We start from the raw sequence: 18,779 nt of genomic DNA, 5'->3' as shown, positions 1-18,779 counted from the left end.
CGGGCTCACCAGTCGATTTCTGCGGTGCTGGCGCAATCGGAGGCCCCGGGGTTGACGCTGCAGCGCACCCGTTTCATGAGCTTGAGGCCAGCCTTGTCGTAGTAGCCCGCCTTGCCGGCTTCCACGCGCGAGTCGCGCTGCAGGGCCACGAACTTCACGCCCTCGTCGCCTTCGTAGTCGACCCACACGTTCGCCGGGATGGCGGCTTCGGCCTTGCGGGCGCTGGCCACCAGGGCATCGAACTGGCCGGCCCAGTACTGGCGGGCGGTCTGCCCGAAACCGGCCGGAAACTTCTCTCGGTCGATCAGCACCTGGAAGGTGGTGAAAGCCAGCGGGAAGCGCGAGATGCCGCCCTTGCTGCCCACGCCCTTGTTCAGCTCCAGCGGCATGTAGGCCACGGCCGGGGCGAACACCACGTCGACGTTGCCGTTGTTGAACATGGTGGCGAAGTTGCGGATGTTGGCCGCCACGGGCACGCCGCCGGCCTTGGCGATCAGGTAGGCCTGCAGTTTGTCATTGTCGAAGGCGGGCATGCGGGCGCCCGCAAAGCCGCGCTTGAAGATCTCGCGGTCGCGCACCATCACGTACAAGGCGCCGGCGGGCAAGATGCCGGCCACTTCGTGCTTGCCGTCCACCATGAGCTTTTCAGCGTTGGGTGAAGCCAGTGCCATGCCGGCTTTGCGGATCACGTCGTAGCTGGCCTCGATGTCGACCTTGTTGTCGCGCACCACGGTGGCGGCACCCCCGTAATCCAGGGCCGCCGGGGTGGACACCCAGGATTTGGTGCGGATGGTGGTGGCCAGCAGGCCCTGGCACTGGCCCACCTTGAAGTCTTCGGTGGCCACGCTTTCGTCGGTGTAGGCCTTCAGGTTCACGGTGATGCCCTTGCCCTGCATGGCCACGCTGAAGCTGCGTGCCGCGTCGAACAGCTGGCCCCCTTTGCCGATGGGGTCCCACACGCAGATCGTGGGGGCGGCGCTCCCTGACTGGGCAGAAGCCTGGGTGGCGCAGGCCAGCACCAGGGTGGCCAGGGCCGTGCGGAGCCCTGCGCGGTGCCAGGTGGCGTGGTGCAAGGCGCTGTGCAAGCTGATCGACATCGACGTGAACATGGTGTCTCCTGTGGGTCCTGTGGTGCGGCTGTGAAGGCTTTACATGGCCTTGAACAGGTGGGCGTACATCCGGCTGACTTCCAGCGTTTCCTCGCGCCCTCTGACATGAACGCGCATGCGCCCGTTTTGGCGGACCACCTTGTCGATGGCACGCACATTGACCACCAGGCTGCGGTGGATCTGCCAGAACTCGTCAGGGTCGAGGCGGGGCACCAGTTCGCGCAAGGGCGTGCGGATCAGCAGTTCGCTGCTGCTGTCACGCTGCGGGGTGATCAAGCGCACGTACTTGTCGGCGGCCTCGAAGTACAGCACGTCCTGCACCTGCACCATCTGCAGGTTTTGCCCGATGGCGGCCTGGATCACCTTCAGCGGGGGCAGGGGGCTGCTAGCGGGCTGCCCGCTGCTCTGCTGGGCCTGGGCGCGTTGCAGGGCCTGCAGGGCCGGTGCCGCCTGTTCGTCATCGAGCAGGTCTTCGTCTTCTTCTGCCGCTGGGTCGGCTCTGTGCCGGCTGGACAGCAGCCGCTGCAGCCGCTCGCAGGTCTGGCGCAAGCGCTCGCCACTGACCGGCTTGAGGACGTAGTCCACCGCGGCGCGCTCAAAGGCCGCGACCGCGTACTCGTCATAGGCGGTCACGAACACCAGCAGGGGCAAGGGTCGGTCGGCAGGCCACTGGTCCATGATCTGTTCGGCGGCTTCCAGCCCATTGAGCACGGGCATCTGGATGTCCATGAACAGCACGTCCGGACGTTCGGCCAGGGCACGGTCCACGGCCTCACCTCCGTCCGTGGCCACAGGCCCCAGGTGCAGCTCGGGCCACAGGCGTTTGAGCTGGGTGCTCAGGGCCTGGGCCAGGATGGGTTCGTCTTCGGCGATCAGGGCAGAGAGGTTCATTCGATGGGGTTCGATGGATCAGGAACGGGCGCTGCAGCCGCGGGAAGCGTGGGTGAATGGTAGAGCGGCAGTGACAGGCGTGCCACGGTGCCCGAGCCCTCGGTGGCTGGCATGAGGACCAGGTTGGCTCGGCCGCCATACAGTGACAGCAGCCGCTCACGCACATGGGTCAGGCCATAGCCGCCTTTGCGTGCCGCGGTGCCGGCTTCGGCCTGGGCCTGGTGGGCAGCCGCTTCGCGCAAGCCCTGGCCTGTATCGTGCACCGTGATCCAGAGCTGGTCACCCGCCTGGCAGGCCTGCAGAGACAGCACGCCACCACGCCGCGTGGGCTCCAGTCCGTGCTGGATGGCGTTTTCCAGCAAGGGCTGAACCAGCAGGGGGGGCACCTGCACATCGCTCAGAGCGCCTGGGAGGTCCAGCTCCACTTGCAGACGGGCCCCCATGCGCACCTGCATCAGGGCCAGGTAGTCACTGGCCCGGGAGAACTCTTCCGACAAGGCGTGTGTGGTGCGCTGGCTGGCACTGAGCGTGGCCCGCAGGAACGCGATCAGCCGCGTGAGCATGTCTTGCGCGCGGGCTGGGTCGGCGTCGATCAGCGCATGCAGGTTGGCCAGGGTGTTGAACAGCATGTGCGGCTCCAGCTGCGCGTGCAACAGCTGCAACTGGGCCTGCAGGGCCTGGCGCTGTGCGGCTTCGGCGCGCACCTCGTTGGCGGCCAGGTGAACCCGCAGCCAGTCCACCGTGAAGGTGCCCAGGGCCAGGCTGTAGCTCAGCACCAGGCACACCAGCAGGGGCAAGCCCTGGTCAGGCACCCAGGTCGCAGGCAGCCAGCTCAACACCATGTGGGCTGTGAACACCCCCAGCACGCAGGCCACCGGCACGCCCACCAGGGCCACCCAGGCCACGGTGGACGGACGCAGCAAGCCATACACCCCGTCACGCTGGTAGCGCTCGGCGGCGTCGTGCAGGGTCAGCCATCGGCGGCGCACCTCACCCAGCCACACGATGCCAATCAGGGTCCAGCCCCAGTAGCCCAGGCACAGCGTGTGCACCAGCGTGACCAGCAGGCTGTTGTCGGTGCGCGGCACGCCCTGGGCCCAGCCCAGCGCCCACAGGAACACGGCCACCGACACCGACCACAGCACGTGCACCCGGCCCGTGCGAGGGATCGAGCCGTACATGGTCAGCTCACGCGGGTAGTCGCTCGGGGTGGGCGGCAATGCCGGCGTGCTCATGGGTGCACCTTCAGCCACAGGGCCTGAGCCCAGGGTGTCTCACGCAACCAGAGCGGCACGAAGGCCACGATCAGCAGCGACAGCGTCATCACCCCACCGGGCAGCAGCCACCGCTCATGGCGCCGGTAGAAGCTGCTCTGGTGCGCCACTTCGGCATCAGCCCGGTCGATCCTGTCCGGGCCCACCACCTGGCGCGCCAGCAACTGGTTCAGCGCCACCGGTGGCAGCAGGTACCCCAGCTCGAAGGCCACCAGCACCATCATCCAGAAATGCACCGGGTCGATGCCGTTGGCATAAGCCACAGGGGCCAGCGAGCCCGACACCAGGAAGATGGCACCCAGCGGCTCCATGAACATGCCCAGGAACACCAGCGTGGCGGCCAGGAAGGCCATGGCCGCCCAGGCGCTGTCGAAGTGGTTCGGTGCCCAGTGCATCAGTTCCGAGCGTTCGATCACGCCACCCAGCGCCTGTGACAGCAGGATCAGGTAGATGTAGCCGCCCAGGTGCACCACGGTTTCGGAAGTGGCCACCCGCACCGAGGCCGGGAAGCTGTTTTCTCGGCGCATGAGCGTGGCCATGCGGCGCGGGTCCACCCCGATGCCTTGCGAGCGCATGAGCTGGTCGAAGGCCACCACCAGCAGCATGATCACCGGCATGATCAGGGCGGCCGAGGTTTCCGTGAGTTGCGTGTCCAGCACCACGCGGTAAAAGCCCAGCACGGCCGTGACCACCGCCACGTGCGACAGGATGGGCGGGATCTCCCGGCCCGACGCCTGCAAGGCGGGCCAGAAGGCCGGCCAGGTCGATGTGCGTGGTGGCTTGCGCCAGTGCGAGGCCAAGAAGAACAGCGTCGAGGTCATCAGAAACACCCAGCTGCCCCAGTGGAACAGCTCGGCGCTGGTGACCTCGTTGTTGATGGCCACGATCGACATCACGATCAGGCTGGGGCTGAGCACCACGCCCAGCGAGCCCGACATGGCCGTGGCCCCCAGGGCGTACTGGCGGCTGCCACCCAGTGCCCGGATCTCGTGATAAATGATCACGCCTGCGGCCATGACGAAGGCCCCAGAGCCGCCGGTGTAGGCCGTCGGAATGGCCGCCGCCAGCAAGATGAAGTAGGTGAGGGTTTCAGGCGACAGCTGCCAGGGCCGCAGCAGGTTCATGAACAGGTCGATCATGCGGCTTTGCTTGAACAGCATGCCGCACCAGATGAACAGGGCCAGGTGCAGGGTGAGCGATGGGATCTCGGTGAGGGAGCTGACATAGATGGCCAGGCCCGAGGGGTGGCCCTTGGCCTCGTAATAGCTGGCCGCGATCAGTGTCATCCAGGAACCCAGCGGCACGGTCTGCAGCGCATGCCCCCAGGTGCCCAGCCCTTCGGTGTGCTCGACTGCCGGGGGCTTGCGCAACTGCCACGCGCTGATGGCCACCAGCGCGGCGAACAGACCGATCCAGGCCAGTTGCTGTTCTGGGCGGTCGAGTGGCACGCCGGAGGCTTGGGCGATCTGCAGGTAACGGATGTTGGACCACAGCAGGGCCAAGCCGGCCAGCAGCATGCTGAGGGCTTGGGCGCGGTAGTCACGCTGGAATCTGGGTGGCACCAGGCTGATGTGCTGGTAACTGGTGCTGGTGATCAGCAGCGTGATCGCCATCATCAGCAACACGATCATGGTGCGGTGTTCGGTGCCGAACTGGAACAGCGAGAAAAAGCCTTGCTCGACGGCACGGAAGGCGCGCACCTCCGGCGTGATGCGCGCCTGAATCTGCTCATGGCGCCGGATCTTGTCCTGGCACAGTGCAGCGGCCTGCTGCAGTGACTGCCGGTACTCTGCTTCCGTCAGGCTGGGCGAGGGCACCAGGCCCTCAACGCTGTCAGGGCTGGCCTCCTGGGACAGACTGTGGCGCCAGCGTTGCACCTCGGCGTCGATGTCGGGTTGCGGGTTGCAGGTGGGGCGACGGGTTTCTTCGCGCAGCGCGTAGTACTGCACCTGCTCCATGCGGTCACCGAACAGCGCCTGACCGATCTGCAGGAAGCGGCTGTGCACCAATTCGCCGGTGCCGATCAGCAGCACCAGCAGCAACAGCAGCAGCGTGGGCAGGCTGGTCAGCCATTCGGCCGCTGAGCGGGTCTGGCGCAAACGGTCCGAGGCGTCCTGCATGGGTGGGCGTGGGTGGAGGGCGCGATGCCCCGAAGTCGCATCAGATTGTAAAAGACGGCCCTTGCCGCCCATCCTGGGGAAGTTGTGACGCCTTGCAACCCTTAACATCCGGCCCCAAATCAATCACGAACTGAGGGCGGGGCCATGCTTTCGAGGGCCGCAGGTCTGGGCGATGCCTTGGGCAGTCTGGGCCAGTTTCAATCTCTGGGCAGCGCCGTGCTGTCGCGGCTGAAAGCCGCACTCGACTTCACGCAGGGCACACGCCTGTTGCAGCTGGAAACGCCGCTGGAGTCGGGCAGCTTGCTGGTCGAGCGCGTGCGCATCACCGAGGCCGTGCACGCCGCCGAACCTCTGTGGGCTGAAATCGATTGCCTGAGCACGTCGGCTTTTCTGGCCATCAAGCCCCTGATGGGCGAACAGGCCCTGATCAAGCTGCACAGGGCCGATGGCAGCTGGCGCCACTGGCATGGCCATGTGGTGCAGGCCGCTCAGTTGGGCGCCGATGGCGGCCTGGCGCGTTACCGCCTCACGCTGGCGGCCTGGACCCACTGGCTGCAGCACCGCCTGGACACCCGCATCTTTCAAGACCTGCACACCCAGGCGGTGGTCGAGCAGGTGTTGCGCGCGTGGCCACAGGCCAACTTCAGGTTCGAGCTGGCCCAGCCGGGGCCTGTGCGCGCCATCACCACCCAGTACCGTGAATCAGACTGGGCCTTCGTGCAGCGCCTCATGGCGCAAGAAGGCTGGAGCTGGCGGCTGGAACACGCGCAGGGTGGGGCCCAGGCTGCCACGGGTGCAGCCGGTGCGGCGCGCCAGAGCCAGCACGTGCTGGTGATTTTTGATGGCCAAGCGGCCCGCCCGCAGTTGGGCACACTGGCCTACAGCCGCCCCGACATTCGCCGTGGCGCGCGTGGCCTGGCGCAAGATGCGATCACGGCCTGGCGCAGCGGCCTGCAGGTGGGGCCCACCGCCGTCACGGTGGCGGCCTGGGACGAGCGCCGGCTCAGCGGCGTGGCCGCACAGGCGCAAGCGCCCTTGCCGCAGGCCGTGCCCGCGCTGGAGTTGTACCAGGGCCATGGCGAGCGCCAGTTCGCAGATGGCTCGGTGGCCACCGCCCAGCCCGCCAGCGAAACCCTGGCCCAGGCACGCGCCGACGGCCACATGGCCGCCCACGCCCTGTTGCACCACCTGGCCGGTGGCGAAGGTGCGGTGCGTGCCATGGCCGAGGGCCACGAGTTTGCGGTCAGCGGCCACGGCAGTGTGCCTTCCGGGCCTGAAGGGCAGCACGTGGTGCTCAAGGTGGTGCACCTGGCCGCCAACAACCTGGGCGCCGAGGCAGCCCAGCTGCTGCAACAGCCCGAGCTGGAGCCTGGCAGCTACCGCAACACCTTTGAAGCAGCGCCCGCCGCCCTGCGCCTGGCCCCCTTGCCCATGCCGCGCCCCAGGGCGCCTGGCTTGCAGACCGCCGTGGTGGTCGCTGCCGAAGGGCAGCCCCTTGGCACTGACCGCGACCAGCGCATCCGCGTGCAGTTCGCGTGGCAGCGTGGTGAGAAACCGGTGGCTGGGGCCCTGCAGGCGCCACAGTCACCCGCAGGCTTGCCGCAGGGCCATGCGCCGGGCAACGAGGCCAGTGGCACCTGGGTGCGCGTGGCGCAAGACGTGGCCGGCCCCAACTGGGGTACCGTGTTCACGCCCCGCGCTGGCACCGAGGTGCTGGTCGATTTTGTCGATGGCGACATCGACCGCCCCATGGTGGTGGGTGCGCTGTACAACGGCGCGCATGACCTGCCCTGGCCTGCGGGTGAGGGCTCGGGCGCCAACCACCCGGGCACCGTGGCCGGCTGGCACAGCCGTCACCTCGACGGGCAGGGCAGCAACCAGTGGCTGATCGATGACGCCACCGGCCAGCTGCGCATGCGCCTGCTCAGCCAGGGGCCCGCCAATGGCTGGAACGAACTCAGCCTGGGCCACCTGATTGCGCAAAGCGGGCAGGGCGGCATGGGCCATGCCCACCGGGGCCCCTGGCTGGGCGAAGGCTTTTACGGCCACACCGACGGCTGGGCCGTGGTGCGCGCCGGCGAGGGCTTGCTGCTGAGCACATCGGCGCGCCCAGCCCAGGGCGCCAGCGTGCACAGCACGCAGATGGACGCCCAGGACGCCGTGGCCCAGCTGAAGGCCGCGCGCCAGCTGGCCGACACCTTGGGCCAGAGCGCAGCCCAGCAAGGCGCCCACCCGCTGCACAGTGCACAGGCGGGCCATGCCTGGCAGCACCACACCGAGCAAATCGCCCCGACCGCGCAGGGCAAGCACCCCGAGCAGGTGAACGGCCAGCCGGCCCGCAAGGCCCAGGGCCGAAGCCTGACCGACCCGGTCGAGCGCTTCAACGAGCCGCTCCTGCACATTGACACTCCCGCCAGCGCGGCCTGGGTGTCGCCCAGCAGCGTGCACTTCTACAGCGGGCAAGACCACAGCCACAGCACCCAGGGTGATCTGCACCTGACAGCAGCCCACACCCTCAGCAGCGTCAGTGGCCAGACCACCAGCCTGTACACCCACAGCGGTGGCATCAAGGCCATCACAGCCAACGCAGCGCTCAGCCTGCGCGCCCACACCGACACCCAGCAAGTGTGGTCAGACCAGGACCTGACCGTGCAAAGCACCACTGATGAGATCCGCATCCAGGCCAGCAACAGCATCACGCTGACGGCCGGGCAAAGCCAGATCGTGATCCAGGGCGGGGACATCACCTTCATGTGTCCGGGGAACTGGACGGTGAAGGGGGCGGGGCATGAGTGGGGTGGGGGTGGTGCTGGAGGTGCGGCGTTGATGGCGTTGCCTGATTCGAGGGTCAAGCTCTTTAATCGGCAGGCAAAGCTCGTGAACGAACTTACTGGTGAACCAATGGCAGGCGTTCCTTATAAAGCCGTGTCTCCCGAGGGAGACGTTCAGTATGGCTCGACCGATGAAAACGGACTCACCATGTTGGTCGGCACGGTCAGCTCGCAGAATGTCGAGTTTCATTGGGGTGTGACGCCAACTGGCAAGGAAACAATCTGATGCCACCACCCAAGATCTTCAAGACTGAAACGCTGGAGCCAGGTGCGCCAATCCCAGTTGATAAGTTAAAACCAACGGCCTGGATGGAATTGCTGGTCGGCGGGCCTTACTCCAAAGACGGTAAGGAGCATAGGTACGGTCACACGGCAATTTTGGTTCGCTATTCCGGTGGGGAGCGCGTGTACGACTTTGGGCGCTATCGAACAATCTATCCAGAGAAGATCAACCTGGGTATTACGACAGTCAACCTAGATGGCGATAGCTCTCCGCGTGGTGAGGGAATACTTAAGATCTGGACCAGCTTTGCGCGTTACATCGCTTCCGAAAACGCATTGGGGCGGGCCACAGTGGGGTATGGTTACACCATCATGGAATCGCAGGCCCAACTGATCGTGAAGCACTTCTTGGCAATGACACGAGACATCGAGCCGTATGAACGGAATGCGGTGCATCAACGCTTCAAGACACGGATGGAGTACTTTGCGCTGGGGCCGAACTGTACTACCGTCAGTATTGAAGCCGCGCAGCAGGCTGTCCCAAAAATCGTGCTTGGTTCTGAGAAATACATCAAGACGGATGGGATTCTGGGCCAAGACGCAATGCTGGGTATGAAGGTTCAAGGGTACAACGTTCCGTCCAAGTTGTTCTTGCCTGCCAACTTGGGATCCTACTTGGAGGGGGCGCCTGCAATCAAAGTTGACAAACGAACCGTTTACAAATCTTGAGAAGATCCCATATGTCTCGATGGATTGGAAGCCTGATATTCTCTTTGGCTGGCGCTTTGGTGACCTATGTATGGATGACCCAACGTGAGGGTGCAATGACAAGCGAAAAAATTCATGTTCTTGAGCGACCAATGTTGATCGGCTCAAACTCTGAGAACGCCTATTTCATGCTCCCTGCTGGCGTGACGTTGTACTGGGATGGTGACATGCCAGAAGGATTCTCAAGGTACAAGGTTTACTTCAATGTTGAGGGGCATCGACTGAAGGAGCGCGCGCAAGAAGTGCCAGGTGCCATAACACCTACGTCGTTGCAGCCCATCTCCAAGGAAGAAATGATCGACCTGCTAGGCTTGATGAAGCTGAACGCCAAGGATGTCAACGACATTCTTTCGTCGTCGAAATTCTCGGATGAGGATCGTCGCGAAGTTCGTGCCATGCTGGAAGAAAAGTTGCAACCTAAGGCGCGGTGAGTGACGGTCCGGCACGAAGGCTGTCTGACGCACCCCAATCAAGTGGCGTCCCCCAAAAAACAAAGGCCCCTTTTCGGGGCCTTTGTCATGTCACATCGACAGGTTTCAGCGAAGCATCACTCCGGCACGAACCCCATCCAGTCTTTGGCGAATGCCATCACGTCGGGGAAGTGGGCCACGATCTGCGGGCCCCAGCCCACCAGCATCAGGGCGCTGACCATCACCACGTTGGGCAAGATCCAGCGCTCGTAGCGGCGGTAGAAGCTCAGGTGGGCCACTTCCTTGTCGGCCTTGGCGATCACGTCGTCGCCCACCACGTGGCGTGCCAGCAGCTGGTTCAGGGCGATGGGGGGCATCAGGTAACCCACTTCGAACGACATCAGCACCATCACCCAGAAGTGAATGGGGTCGATGCCGTTGTTGTACGCGATGGGGGCCAGGGTGCCCGAGACCAGGAAGATGGCGCCCAGGGGTTCCATGAACATGCCCAGGATCACCAGCACCAGCATCAGGAAGCCCATGCACATTTCCGGGCTGGAGAAGATCGCCGGGAACAGCGTGATCATTTCCGAGCGTTCGATCACACCCCCTGCGGCTTGCGACAGCAGGATCAGGAACATGTAGCTGCCCAGGTGGCCCACCGTTTCGTTGGTGGCGGTGCGCATGGCCGGCTCGAACTTGCTTTCGCGCTCCATCACGAAGGGCGTGACCATGTTGGGCTGGCCAATGCCACGGGCCTGCATGAACTTGTCGGCCGCCACGATCAAGATCATCATCACCGGCATGATGGTCGGCGCGGTGTTCTCGTTCAGGCCGGTCTTCAGGCCGATCGTGAAGAACATGATCACCAGGGCCACCACGGCAATGTGGGGCAGCAGCGGCGGGATCTGGCGCAGCATCACGGGCAGTGCATCAGACGGGCGGGCCACGTCGATGGTGTGCTTCTCGCGGCGCATCTGGGCGGCAATGAAGAACAGCGTGCTGGTCAGCAGGAACACCCACAGGCCATAGTGGAACAGCTCGGAGCTGGTCACTTCCTTGTTGACGGCCACGATGGCCACCACCAGCAGGCTGGGGCGCAGCACCACACCCATCGAGCCCGACATGGCCGTGGCGGCCAGGGCGAACTGGCTGGAGCCCCCGACCGCTCGGATCTCGTGGTAGATGATGGCGCCGGCGGCCATCACGAAGGCGCCCGAGCCACCGGTGTAGGCCGTGGGCAGCGCAGCGCCCAGCAGGATCAGGTAGGTCAGGGCTTCAGGCGACAGGCGCCAGGGGCGCAGCAGGTTCATGAACAGGTCGACCAGGCGGCTTTGCTTGAACAGCATGCCGCCCCAGATGAACAGGGCCAGCTGCAGAGGCAGGGCAGGCACTTCCATCAGGGTGTTCACATAGATCGCCAGGCCCGAGGGGTGGCCCTTCGATGCGAAGTACATGCCGGCGCCGATGGCCATGTTGCCAGCCAGCGGGGCCGAGTAGAACGCCCGGCTCCAGCTGCCCTTGGGGGTGTCCGGGGCCAGCTTGGGCGGCGAGATCAGTTGCCACAGGCTCAGCAGGGTCAGGCCGGCGAACATCACGATCCAGGCTTGCTGGTGTTCGGGGCGCTCCATGGCCACGCCGGCAGCCAGCGAGATCTGGTAGTAACTGACCGACGACCACAGCAGGAAGGCACCAGCGGCCAGGGTGGTCAGCGATTGCGCGGTGTAGTCGCGGCGGTTGCGCAGGGGCACCAGGCCGATGTGCTCGTACTTGGCGGTGGCCGCCAGGATCACCACGCCCATCAGGATCAGCAGGATCATCGAGCGGTTCTCGGCACCGAAGCGGAACAGGCCGAAGAAGCTGGTTTCCACGGTGCGATAGGCCACCACGGCGGGCGTGATGTGTTCGGCGGCACGGTTGTAGAAGTCGTGCTTGAACTTGCACTCGGCCATGTTGTCGGTCAGCGACTGGCGCAGCTGGGCCTCGGTGGGGCCGGTGCTGGCACCGAGCAGGTCGTCGATGGCGTCTTTGGGCGCTGCGGCATCGGCGGCCATGCGGCGCTTGATCTCGCCTTCGATGTCCATGTTGGCATCGCAGCTGGGCTTGATCGGGTCGGCACGCAGGGCGTAGTACTGCACGCCCTTGGCCGGGTCGCCGAACAGGGTTTCACCGCCGGCCAGCAGGCGACCGTGGATCAACTCGCCCGTGCTGATCACCAGCACCAGCAGCAGCATGGCGATGGTGGGCAGGCTGACGAACCATTCGCTGAGGGTTCTGCCCAGGAGTTTCACACCGTCGCTTTCGCCGTGTGCACCCTGGAGGGTGGCTTCACTCATTCTTGTCTCCGTTTGTGCGACCTCTGTACAGCGGTCGTCAGATGGCGTGGATCAATTTGCGGCCGAATCTAGCGAGGCGGATCTTGGAGCGCCATCCGGATGAGATGAATGGTGATTTCCCGGCGTGAATGGAAGTTCTTGGGTGTGAGTGGATGTTGCGCTGCGTCAAAGACATGAAAAAAGCCCCCGAAGGGGCTTGGCAGGTGTTGCGCAGGAGGCTTGCGCTCAGGCCAGTTTGCCGTGGCAGGCCTTGTACTTCAGGCCGCTGCCGCAAGGGCAAGGGTCGTTGCGGCCCACGCGCGGCACCTCGGCCACCTGGGTGGCTGGGTCGGTTTCGCTGGCCACGCCACCGTCTTCCGTGGGGTGCGTGTAGGTCACGTTGTGGAAGCTTTCGCCTTGCTGCTCCAGTGCGGCCGCGGCCGCTTGTGCCTCTTCCTGGCTCTGGATGCGCACGTTCAGCAGCATGCGCGTGACTTCCATCTTGACCACACCCAGCAGCTGACCGAACAGCTCGAAGGCCTCGCGTTTGTATTCTTGCTTCGGGTTCTTCTGGGCGTAGCCGCGCAGGTGGATGCCCTGACGCAGGTAGTCCAGTGCGGCCAGGTGCTCGCGCCAGTGGCTGTCGATGGCCTGCAGCAGCACCATGCGCTCGAAGGCAGCGAACTGCTCGGCACCGACGCGTTCCACCTTGTTCTGGTAGGCCGCGGTGGCAGCTTCGACCACGCGGGTGAGGATGTCTTCGTCGTCCACGGCGTTGCTGGCGGCCAGCCATTGCACCAGGTCGACTTCCACTTGCCACTCGTCCTTGAGCACCTTTTCCAGGCCGGGCAGGTCCCACTGCTCTTCGATCGACTGGGCTGGCACGTAGGTGCGCACCACGTCGGTCATGGCGCCGGTGCGCAGGTTGGCAATGGCCTCGCTGACGTTGGTCGACTCCAGGATCTCGTTGCGCTGCTGGTAGATCACCTTGCGCTGGTCGTTCGACACGTCGTCGTACTCGAGCAGCTGCTTGCGCATGTCGAAGTTGTGGCCTTCGACCTTGCGCTGGGCGCTTTCGATGCTGCGGGTGACGATGCCGGCCTCGATGGCTTCGCCTTCGGGCATCTTCAGGCGGTCCATGATGGCGCGCACGCGGTCGCCCGCGAAGATGCGCATCAGTTGGTCGTCCAGCGACAGGTAGAAGCGCGAGGAGCCCGGGTCACCCTGGCGACCGGCGCGGCCGCGCAGCTGGTTGTCGATGCGGCGGCTTTCGTGGCGCTCGGTGGCGATGATGCGCAGGCCGCCCAGTTCCTTGACCTTGGCGTTCAGGGCCTGTTGCTCGGTCTTGAGCGCTTCGATCTTGGCGACCTTGGCAGCGTGGTCGAGCGACTCGTCGGCTTCGATGGCCTGGATGTCTTTCTCGATGTTGCCGCCCAGCACGATGTCGGTGCCGCGACCGGCCATGTTGGTGGCGATGGTGACCATGCCAGGGCGACCGGCCTGGGCCACGATGTCGGCCTCACGGGCGTGCTGCTTGGCGTTGAGCACCTGGTGGGGCAGGCCCTCCTTGGTGAGCAGCTGGGCGATCAGCTCGGAGTTCTCGATCGAGGTGGTGCCCACCAGCACGGGCTGGCCGCGGCCGTGGCATTCCTTGATGTCGGCGGCAATCGCGTTGTACTTCTCGGCGGCGGTCTTGTAGACCAGGTCGAGCTGGTCCTTGCGCGCCAGGATGCGGTTGGGCGGGATCACCACGGTTTCCAGGCCGTAGATTTCCTGGAATTCGTAGGCTTCGGTGTCGGCCGTGCCGGTCATGCCGCCGAGCTTGGCGTACATTCGGAAGTAGTTCTGGAAGGTGATCGAGGCCAGGGTCTGGTTCTCGGGCTGGATGCGCACGCCTTCCTTGGCTTCCACCGCCTGGTGCAGGCCGTCGGACCAGCGGCGGCCCGACATCAGGCGACCCGTGAATTCGTCGACGATGACCACTTCGCCCTGCTGGACCACGTAGTGCTGGTCCTTGTGGAACAGGTGGTGCGCACGCAGCGAGGCGTACAGGTGGTGGATCAGGGTGATGTTGGCGGCGTCGTACAGCGAGGCGCCTTCGGCCAGCAGACCGGCCTCGGTCATGAGGCGCTCGGCGTTTTCGTGGCCGTCGTCGGTCAGGGTGATCTGGCGGGTTTTCTCGTCGGCGGTGAAATCACCCGGTTCGATGATGCCTTCGCCGGTGCGCGGGTCGGCTTCGCCAATCTGCTTCTTGAGGTGAGGTGCGATCTGGTTGATGCGCAGGTACAGGTCGGTGTGGTCTTCGGCCTGGCCCGAGATGATCAGCGGGGTGCGGGCCTCGTCGATCAGGATGGAGTCGACTTCGTCCACGATGGCGAAGTTCAGGCCACGCTGCACGCGGTCGGCGGTTTCCATGACCATGTTGTCACGGAGGTAGTCGAAGCCGTACTCGTTGTTGGTGCCGTAGGTGATGTCGGAGGCGTAGGCGGCCTGCTTCTGCTCGCGGGGCATTTGCGGCAGGTTGATGCCGACACTCAGGCCCAGGAAGTTGTAGAGCTTGCCCATCCACTCGGCGTCACGGCGCGCGAGGTAGTCGTTGACGGTGACCAGGTGCACGCCCTTGCCGGTCAGGGCATTGAGGTAGACGGGCAGGGTGGCGGTCAGGGTCTTGCCTTCGCCGGTGCGCATTTCGGCGATCTTGCCGTTGTGCAGGGCCATGCCGCCCAGCATCTGCACGTCGAAGTGGCGCATCTTGAAGACGCGCTTGGAGCCTTCGCGCACCACGGCAAAGGCTTCGGGCAGCAGGTCGTCCAGCGATTCGCCCTTGGCGATGCGCTGTTTGAATTCTTCCGTCTTGGCGCGCAGTTGTTCGTCGCTCAGGGGCTCGAACGTGGGCTCCAGTGCGTTGATCTTGGCGACCGTGCGGCGGTATTCCTTCAGCAGGCGGTCATTGCGGCTGCCAAAAATCGAGGTCAACAGTTTGGGCAACATGGAGCAGGGGCGGACGGACTCGTCCAGATTCATCCAAAGCGAAAAAGTGTAGCACCCGGGTCTGACCGACCGATGGGGGTGTCGAATCCCGTTCGGTCGGTGCTTTCCCAGCCCCTGAACCCAGGGGCCGTGCGGTGCCTGAAGGGTGTCAGGTGGGGGCCTGAGGCCGATTTGCAAGGGGCACCGTGCGCAGAGTCCTGCCCACAGCGATGCCTGCGGCGCACGCGACCACGGCCAGCGCGAGCACCACGACGGCGCCTGAGGGCCAGTCGAGCATGGCCGACAGGCTCAGGCCCGCCAGGTAGCCGCCCGCGCCCACGGCCAGGCCCAGGGCCAGGCCCTGGCGGGCGCCAAGCCGCCGCACAGCCAGGGCCGGCATGATCAGGCTGGCAAACACCAGGTACACCCCCACCAGTTGCACCGAGGCGGTCACGGCCAGGGCGAACAGGGCGTAGAACCCCCAGCCTTGCCAGTGCGCGGGAGCCTGGCGCAGCCCAGACAGTCCCCAGAGCCCCAGCAGCACCACGGCCGTGACACCCGCCATGCCCCACAGCTGTTCAGTGCGCACCCACAGGATCTGCCCGACCAGCAGGTCCTTGAGGTGTTCACCGCCGTGCGGGTTGCCCGCCAGCATCAGCAGGCCCAGGCAGGAGGCCACCACGAACAGGGTGCCGATCAGGGCTTCCTGGATGTCGGGCCAGTGCCGCTCGGTCCAGGTCAGCAAGGCGGCACCCAGCAGGGCCGCGCCCACGGCCGCCAGCTGAACGCCCCAGCCCTGGGGTTCGAAGCCCAGGGCGTCGGCCGTGATCACACCCAGCCCGGCGATCTGGGCAATGGCCAGGTCGATGAAGACGATGCCCTTGCGCAGCACCCTGATCCCCAGCGGCACATGCGACATCAGCACCAGCAGGCCCGCCAGCAAGGCAGGCCCCACGATGCCCCACTCGATGGGATGCAGGGTGAGGCCCTCGGTCATGGCACGGCCTTGAGCAGCTGGTCGAGCGTGTCGTCGAACAGGCTGAACAGGTCCTGGGCCCGGGCGCTGCCGCCCACGGTGTAGGGCACCACCACCACCGGGATGCGGGCCCGTTCAGCCAGCCACTGGCTGCCACGGCCGTCGGCGTAGGCGGCGCGCAGCACCAGTTGGGCGGGCTGGTCCTTCAGTTGCTGCAGCACGCGGGCCAGGTGGGCGCTGCTGGGCTCGACCCCCGGTTTGGGCTCGAGCGCCGCCACCTCCTGCAGCCCCAGCCACTGCTGCAGGTAAGGGAAGCCGCGGTGCTGCACCACGATGCGGGTGCCCTTCAGCCGCGCGCCCTGCTGGCTCCAGCGTTGCGTGGCTTGTGCCCAGCGTTGCTGAAAGTCGGCCAGGCGCGCCTTGTAGGCGGGGGCCTGGGCAGGGTCCAGCTCGGTCAGGCGCTGGCTGAGGGCCGCGGCCACACGGGCAATGCTGTGCGGCGAGGTCTGGATGTGCGGGTTGCCTGCGGCGTGCACATCGCCCTGCGCACGGTCGAGCTGGGCAGGCACGTCCAGCAAGGGCACCCAGGCGGCGGCCTCAAAGTGGCCCCGCTGGCCGGGCTGAACGCGGGCATTGCCCGATTGCTGCAGCAGCACTGGCAGCCAGCCAGCTTCCAGCTCAGCGCCGGTGCACACCACCAGGTCGGCTTTGCGCACCGCAGCCATCAGGCTGGGGCGGGCCTGCACCTGGTGGGGGTCTTGCAGGGCGTGGGTGGCGGTGTACACCTGGGCGAGATCGCCTGCCAGCTCCCGGGTGAGCGCTGCCCACTCGGGTTCACAGGCAAACACCCGCACCGTGGCCGAGGCCACCGAAGGGCCCAGGGCCCAGCCCAGCACGAGCGCCATGATCAGGCGCCAGCGCAGGGGTGTTCGATGTGTGTTCAACACGGTGGCGCCCCGCTCAGTAGCTGTGCGCGCCGTGGGCGCCCAGGCTCATCTGGTACTGCAGGAAAACCTGGGTGTCGCGCAGGTCAGAGCGCACGCGGTCGTTGTTGACCTGCACGCGCCAGCGGCTGAATTCGCTGGGCGCGTAGTCCAGCATCAGGCTCTGGCGCTGGGGCGTGTGGTCGTTCCAGCTGACCAGGCCCGTGTTGGCCCCCAGCATGGGCGTGCCGGGGCTGACTTCGTCGTGGCGCAGGCCCAGGCGCCAGCGGGGTGCGAACTGGTACACGCCCTGCACGTAGTAGCCACGGGCCTTGTGGCCGAACGCGTCGGTGCTGGCCGCGCCAGCGGTGTCGGCCTGCAGATCGCCGGTCAGGTCGCGCTGGTACACCTCACCTTGCAGCTTGAAGCTGGTCGATTTGGCGTTGCCGTTGGGGGCCCACTTCCACACCCCGTCGATGGCCCACAGGCGCGAACGGCCCTCGAAGGCGTGGTTCAGCCCGGCGGCGTCCTCCCAGCTGCGGCTCAGGCCCCGCTCCCACAGATGCGACACGCCCAGTCGCCAGTTGTGGCTGGTGCCGATGTCGCCACCGGTTCGCGCGAACACCAGGGTGCTGCCGGCGCCGTTGTCGGCCGTGGCGCCGCGCCCGGCTTCTGCGCCCAGTTCCACGAACTGCTCGGTGGGCAGCAGCAAGCGGGCCTGCAGGCCGTCATGGCCCAGGCCGCCAGCCAGGAAGGCCTGCTGGGGCAGGGGGGCGTCCACGAAATCCCAGGTGTGTGGATGCTGTTCATTGAGGTAACCCAGGCCACTGCGGAAGCGGCCGGCCTTGAGGGTCAGGCCGTCGAGCAGGGCAGTGCTCTGCACGAAGGCCTCTTCCACCTCGGCTTCGTTTTCAGGGGTGAGCGCCAGGTTCAGCACGCCCGACCACCAGGGGTCGATGCTGGCCGACAGGCGCAGCTCGGATTCTCCCAGGCGCAGGCCCTTTTCGCCCGGGCCGAGTTCGCCGTCGCCCGGCATGAACTGGCCCAGGCCCCAGGTGCCGGGGTCTTGCTGCAGATGGGCGTACACGCCCGACAGCACCAGGGAGATGGCCGGGTTGTAACGGTTGGCTGACGCGTTGCCTGCCTGGGCGGTGCCCGGTGTGGTGGCGTCTTGAGGCGCAGCCGCCGTGGAGGGTGCCGGCCGCTGCAGCGCTTGTTGAAGTTGCTGCTCGAGGTGCTGCAAACGGCCCTCGTACTGCTGGCGCAGCTCACGCAGCTCTTGCTGCAGGCGCTGGATGTCGGCAGGGGAAGCGGGACCATTGGCCAGCACGGGTTGGGCGCTCAGGCAGGACAGGGCCACAGCCAGCGACAGGGACGAGCGATGGAACAGGAAGGAAGTCATGGGTTGAATCAGGCAAAGACACACGACCGCACGACGGCGCTGGGGCCGGTGCGGAACACAGGAAGGGATGAGTTGGCGCAAGGCGCCTGCGTGTGTCAGCCCGGAGGGGCTCGCGTGCGATAGGCCTGAAAGGCCGTGGGCCAGGCCTGCAGGCCTGTGCGGGGCCCCGGTGCTGCGTGGCTCAGGCCCGCCCACTCGGGCTCGCCCAGGCCAGGCAATGGCGCCGTGCCGCCCAAGGCGGCAAAGGCCAGACAGGTTTCACACACCTGCTCGGCATGGGCCTGGGTGGCGTCACCGTGGGCGTGATGGTGTGTGTGTCCGGCGTGAACCGAGTGGGCCACGAGCCCGACCGGGTGCTCAGTGGGGTGCTCAGTGGGGTGCGCAGTTGCTGGTGCGACCGGATGGAGGTGCCCCCGGCTGTGCGACAGCCCGTGCAGCCAGCCCCCCATTTGCGCCCACAGCAACACCACAGCCAGGCACAGCACCGCCCACACCGACGGCCGCGAAGCCCAAGGCGGGGCGCCGGTGTGTGTGCGGGCGTTCAGGGGGGGCGAGGCCATCAGGAGGC

13 protein-coding genes are annotated in these 18,779 nt (G+C 66.0%); 3 read left to right on the top strand and 10 right to left on the bottom strand.

The window, feature by feature from the left end:
* Positions 1 to 5 precede the first annotated feature (5 nt).
* Genes EYS42_RS07630 through EYS42_RS07615 form a run of 4 tightly spaced genes read right to left on the bottom strand, consistent with a single transcriptional unit; the run spans position 6 to position 5,394 of the window.
* On the bottom strand, positions 6 to 1,109 hold the full coding sequence (locus tag EYS42_RS07630; RefSeq protein WP_130967476.1) for a putative solute-binding protein: 1,104 nt from the start codon (positions 1,107 to 1,109) through the stop codon (positions 6 to 8).
* Between the two features lie 39 nt (positions 1,110 to 1,148).
* A complete protein-coding gene (locus EYS42_RS07625) occupies positions 1,149 to 2,000 on the bottom strand; it encodes a LytR/AlgR family response regulator transcription factor (protein ID WP_130967474.1) in 852 nt (283 codons plus the stop codon).
* The gene (locus EYS42_RS07620; protein WP_130967472.1) at positions 1,997 to 3,235 is read right to left on the bottom strand and encodes a sensor histidine kinase; all 1,239 of its coding nucleotides are present in this window, start codon (positions 3,233 to 3,235) and stop codon (positions 1,997 to 1,999) included. Before EYS42_RS07620 ends, EYS42_RS07625 begins: the two co-directional genes overlap by 4 nt.
* Positions 3,232 to 5,394, bottom strand: a complete 2,163-nt coding sequence (locus tag EYS42_RS07615; protein ID WP_165456670.1) for a TRAP transporter large permease subunit — start codon at positions 5,392 to 5,394, stop codon at positions 3,232 to 3,234. The genes EYS42_RS07620 and EYS42_RS07615 overlap by 4 nt, the downstream gene beginning before the upstream one ends.
* 144 nt (positions 5,395 to 5,538) lie before the next feature.
* Here EYS42_RS07615 and EYS42_RS07610 point away from each other — a divergent pair, with 144 nt between their 5' ends.
* From EYS42_RS07610 to EYS42_RS07600, 3 genes are read left to right on the top strand one after another with little or no spacing between them, the layout of a single operon-like run.
* Positions 5,539 to 8,451, top strand: a complete 2,913-nt coding sequence (locus EYS42_RS07610; RefSeq protein WP_130967469.1) for a type VI secretion system Vgr family protein — start codon at positions 5,539 to 5,541, stop codon at positions 8,449 to 8,451.
* Complete coding sequence (locus EYS42_RS07605; protein WP_130967467.1) at positions 8,451 to 9,176, top strand: hypothetical protein; 726 nt, start codon at positions 8,451 to 8,453, stop codon at positions 9,174 to 9,176. Before EYS42_RS07610 ends, EYS42_RS07605 begins: the two co-directional genes overlap by 1 nt.
* Before the next feature lie 11 nt (positions 9,177 to 9,187).
* On the top strand, positions 9,188 to 9,646 hold the full coding sequence (locus EYS42_RS07600) for a hypothetical protein (RefSeq protein ID WP_130967465.1): 459 nt from the start codon (positions 9,188 to 9,190) through the stop codon (positions 9,644 to 9,646).
* A 116-nt stretch (positions 9,647 to 9,762) separates the two neighbouring features.
* Here the strand turns inward: EYS42_RS07600 and EYS42_RS07595 are convergent, their stop codons facing one another.
* From EYS42_RS07595 to EYS42_RS07570, 6 genes are all read right to left on the bottom strand, one after another.
* Entirely contained in the window at positions 9,763 to 11,961 is a 2,199-nt protein-coding gene (locus EYS42_RS07595) for a TRAP transporter large permease subunit (RefSeq protein WP_130967463.1), read from the bottom strand.
* 225 nt (positions 11,962 to 12,186) lie between these two features.
* On the bottom strand, positions 12,187 to 14,931 hold the full coding sequence (gene secA / locus EYS42_RS07590; RefSeq protein WP_130967461.1) for a preprotein translocase subunit SecA: 2,745 nt from the start codon (positions 14,929 to 14,931) through the stop codon (positions 12,187 to 12,189).
* Positions 14,932 to 15,079: 148 nt separating this feature from the next.
* The gene (locus EYS42_RS07585) at positions 15,080 to 15,907 is read right to left on the bottom strand and encodes a metal ABC transporter permease (protein ID WP_130967459.1); all 828 of its coding nucleotides are present in this window, start codon (positions 15,905 to 15,907) and stop codon (positions 15,080 to 15,082) included.
* On the bottom strand, positions 15,904 to 16,791 hold the full coding sequence (locus tag EYS42_RS07580; RefSeq protein WP_130967458.1) for a metal ABC transporter substrate-binding protein: 888 nt from the start codon (positions 16,789 to 16,791) through the stop codon (positions 15,904 to 15,906). The genes EYS42_RS07585 and EYS42_RS07580 overlap by 4 nt, the downstream gene beginning before the upstream one ends.
* Positions 16,792 to 16,846: 55 nt before the next feature.
* Positions 16,847 to 18,211 carry a hypothetical protein gene (locus EYS42_RS07575; RefSeq protein WP_130967456.1) on the bottom strand — a complete coding sequence of 455 codons (1,365 nt, stop codon included), beginning with the start codon at positions 18,209 to 18,211 and terminating at the stop codon, positions 16,847 to 16,849.
* Between the two features lie 95 nt (positions 18,212 to 18,306).
* The gene (locus tag EYS42_RS07570) at positions 18,307 to 18,771 is read right to left on the bottom strand and encodes a DUF2946 family protein (protein WP_130967455.1); all 465 of its coding nucleotides are present in this window, start codon (positions 18,769 to 18,771) and stop codon (positions 18,307 to 18,309) included.
* Between the last annotated feature and the right edge of the window lie 8 nt (positions 18,772 to 18,779).

The sequence above is a fragment of the Aquabacterium lacunae genome (assembly GCF_004310865.1).
Lineage (GTDB): Bacteria > Pseudomonadota > Gammaproteobacteria > Burkholderiales > Burkholderiaceae_C > Aquabacterium > Aquabacterium lacunae.
Note: the sequence above shows the minus strand (reverse complement) of the source record. Positions and strands in the feature narration are given on the sequence as shown.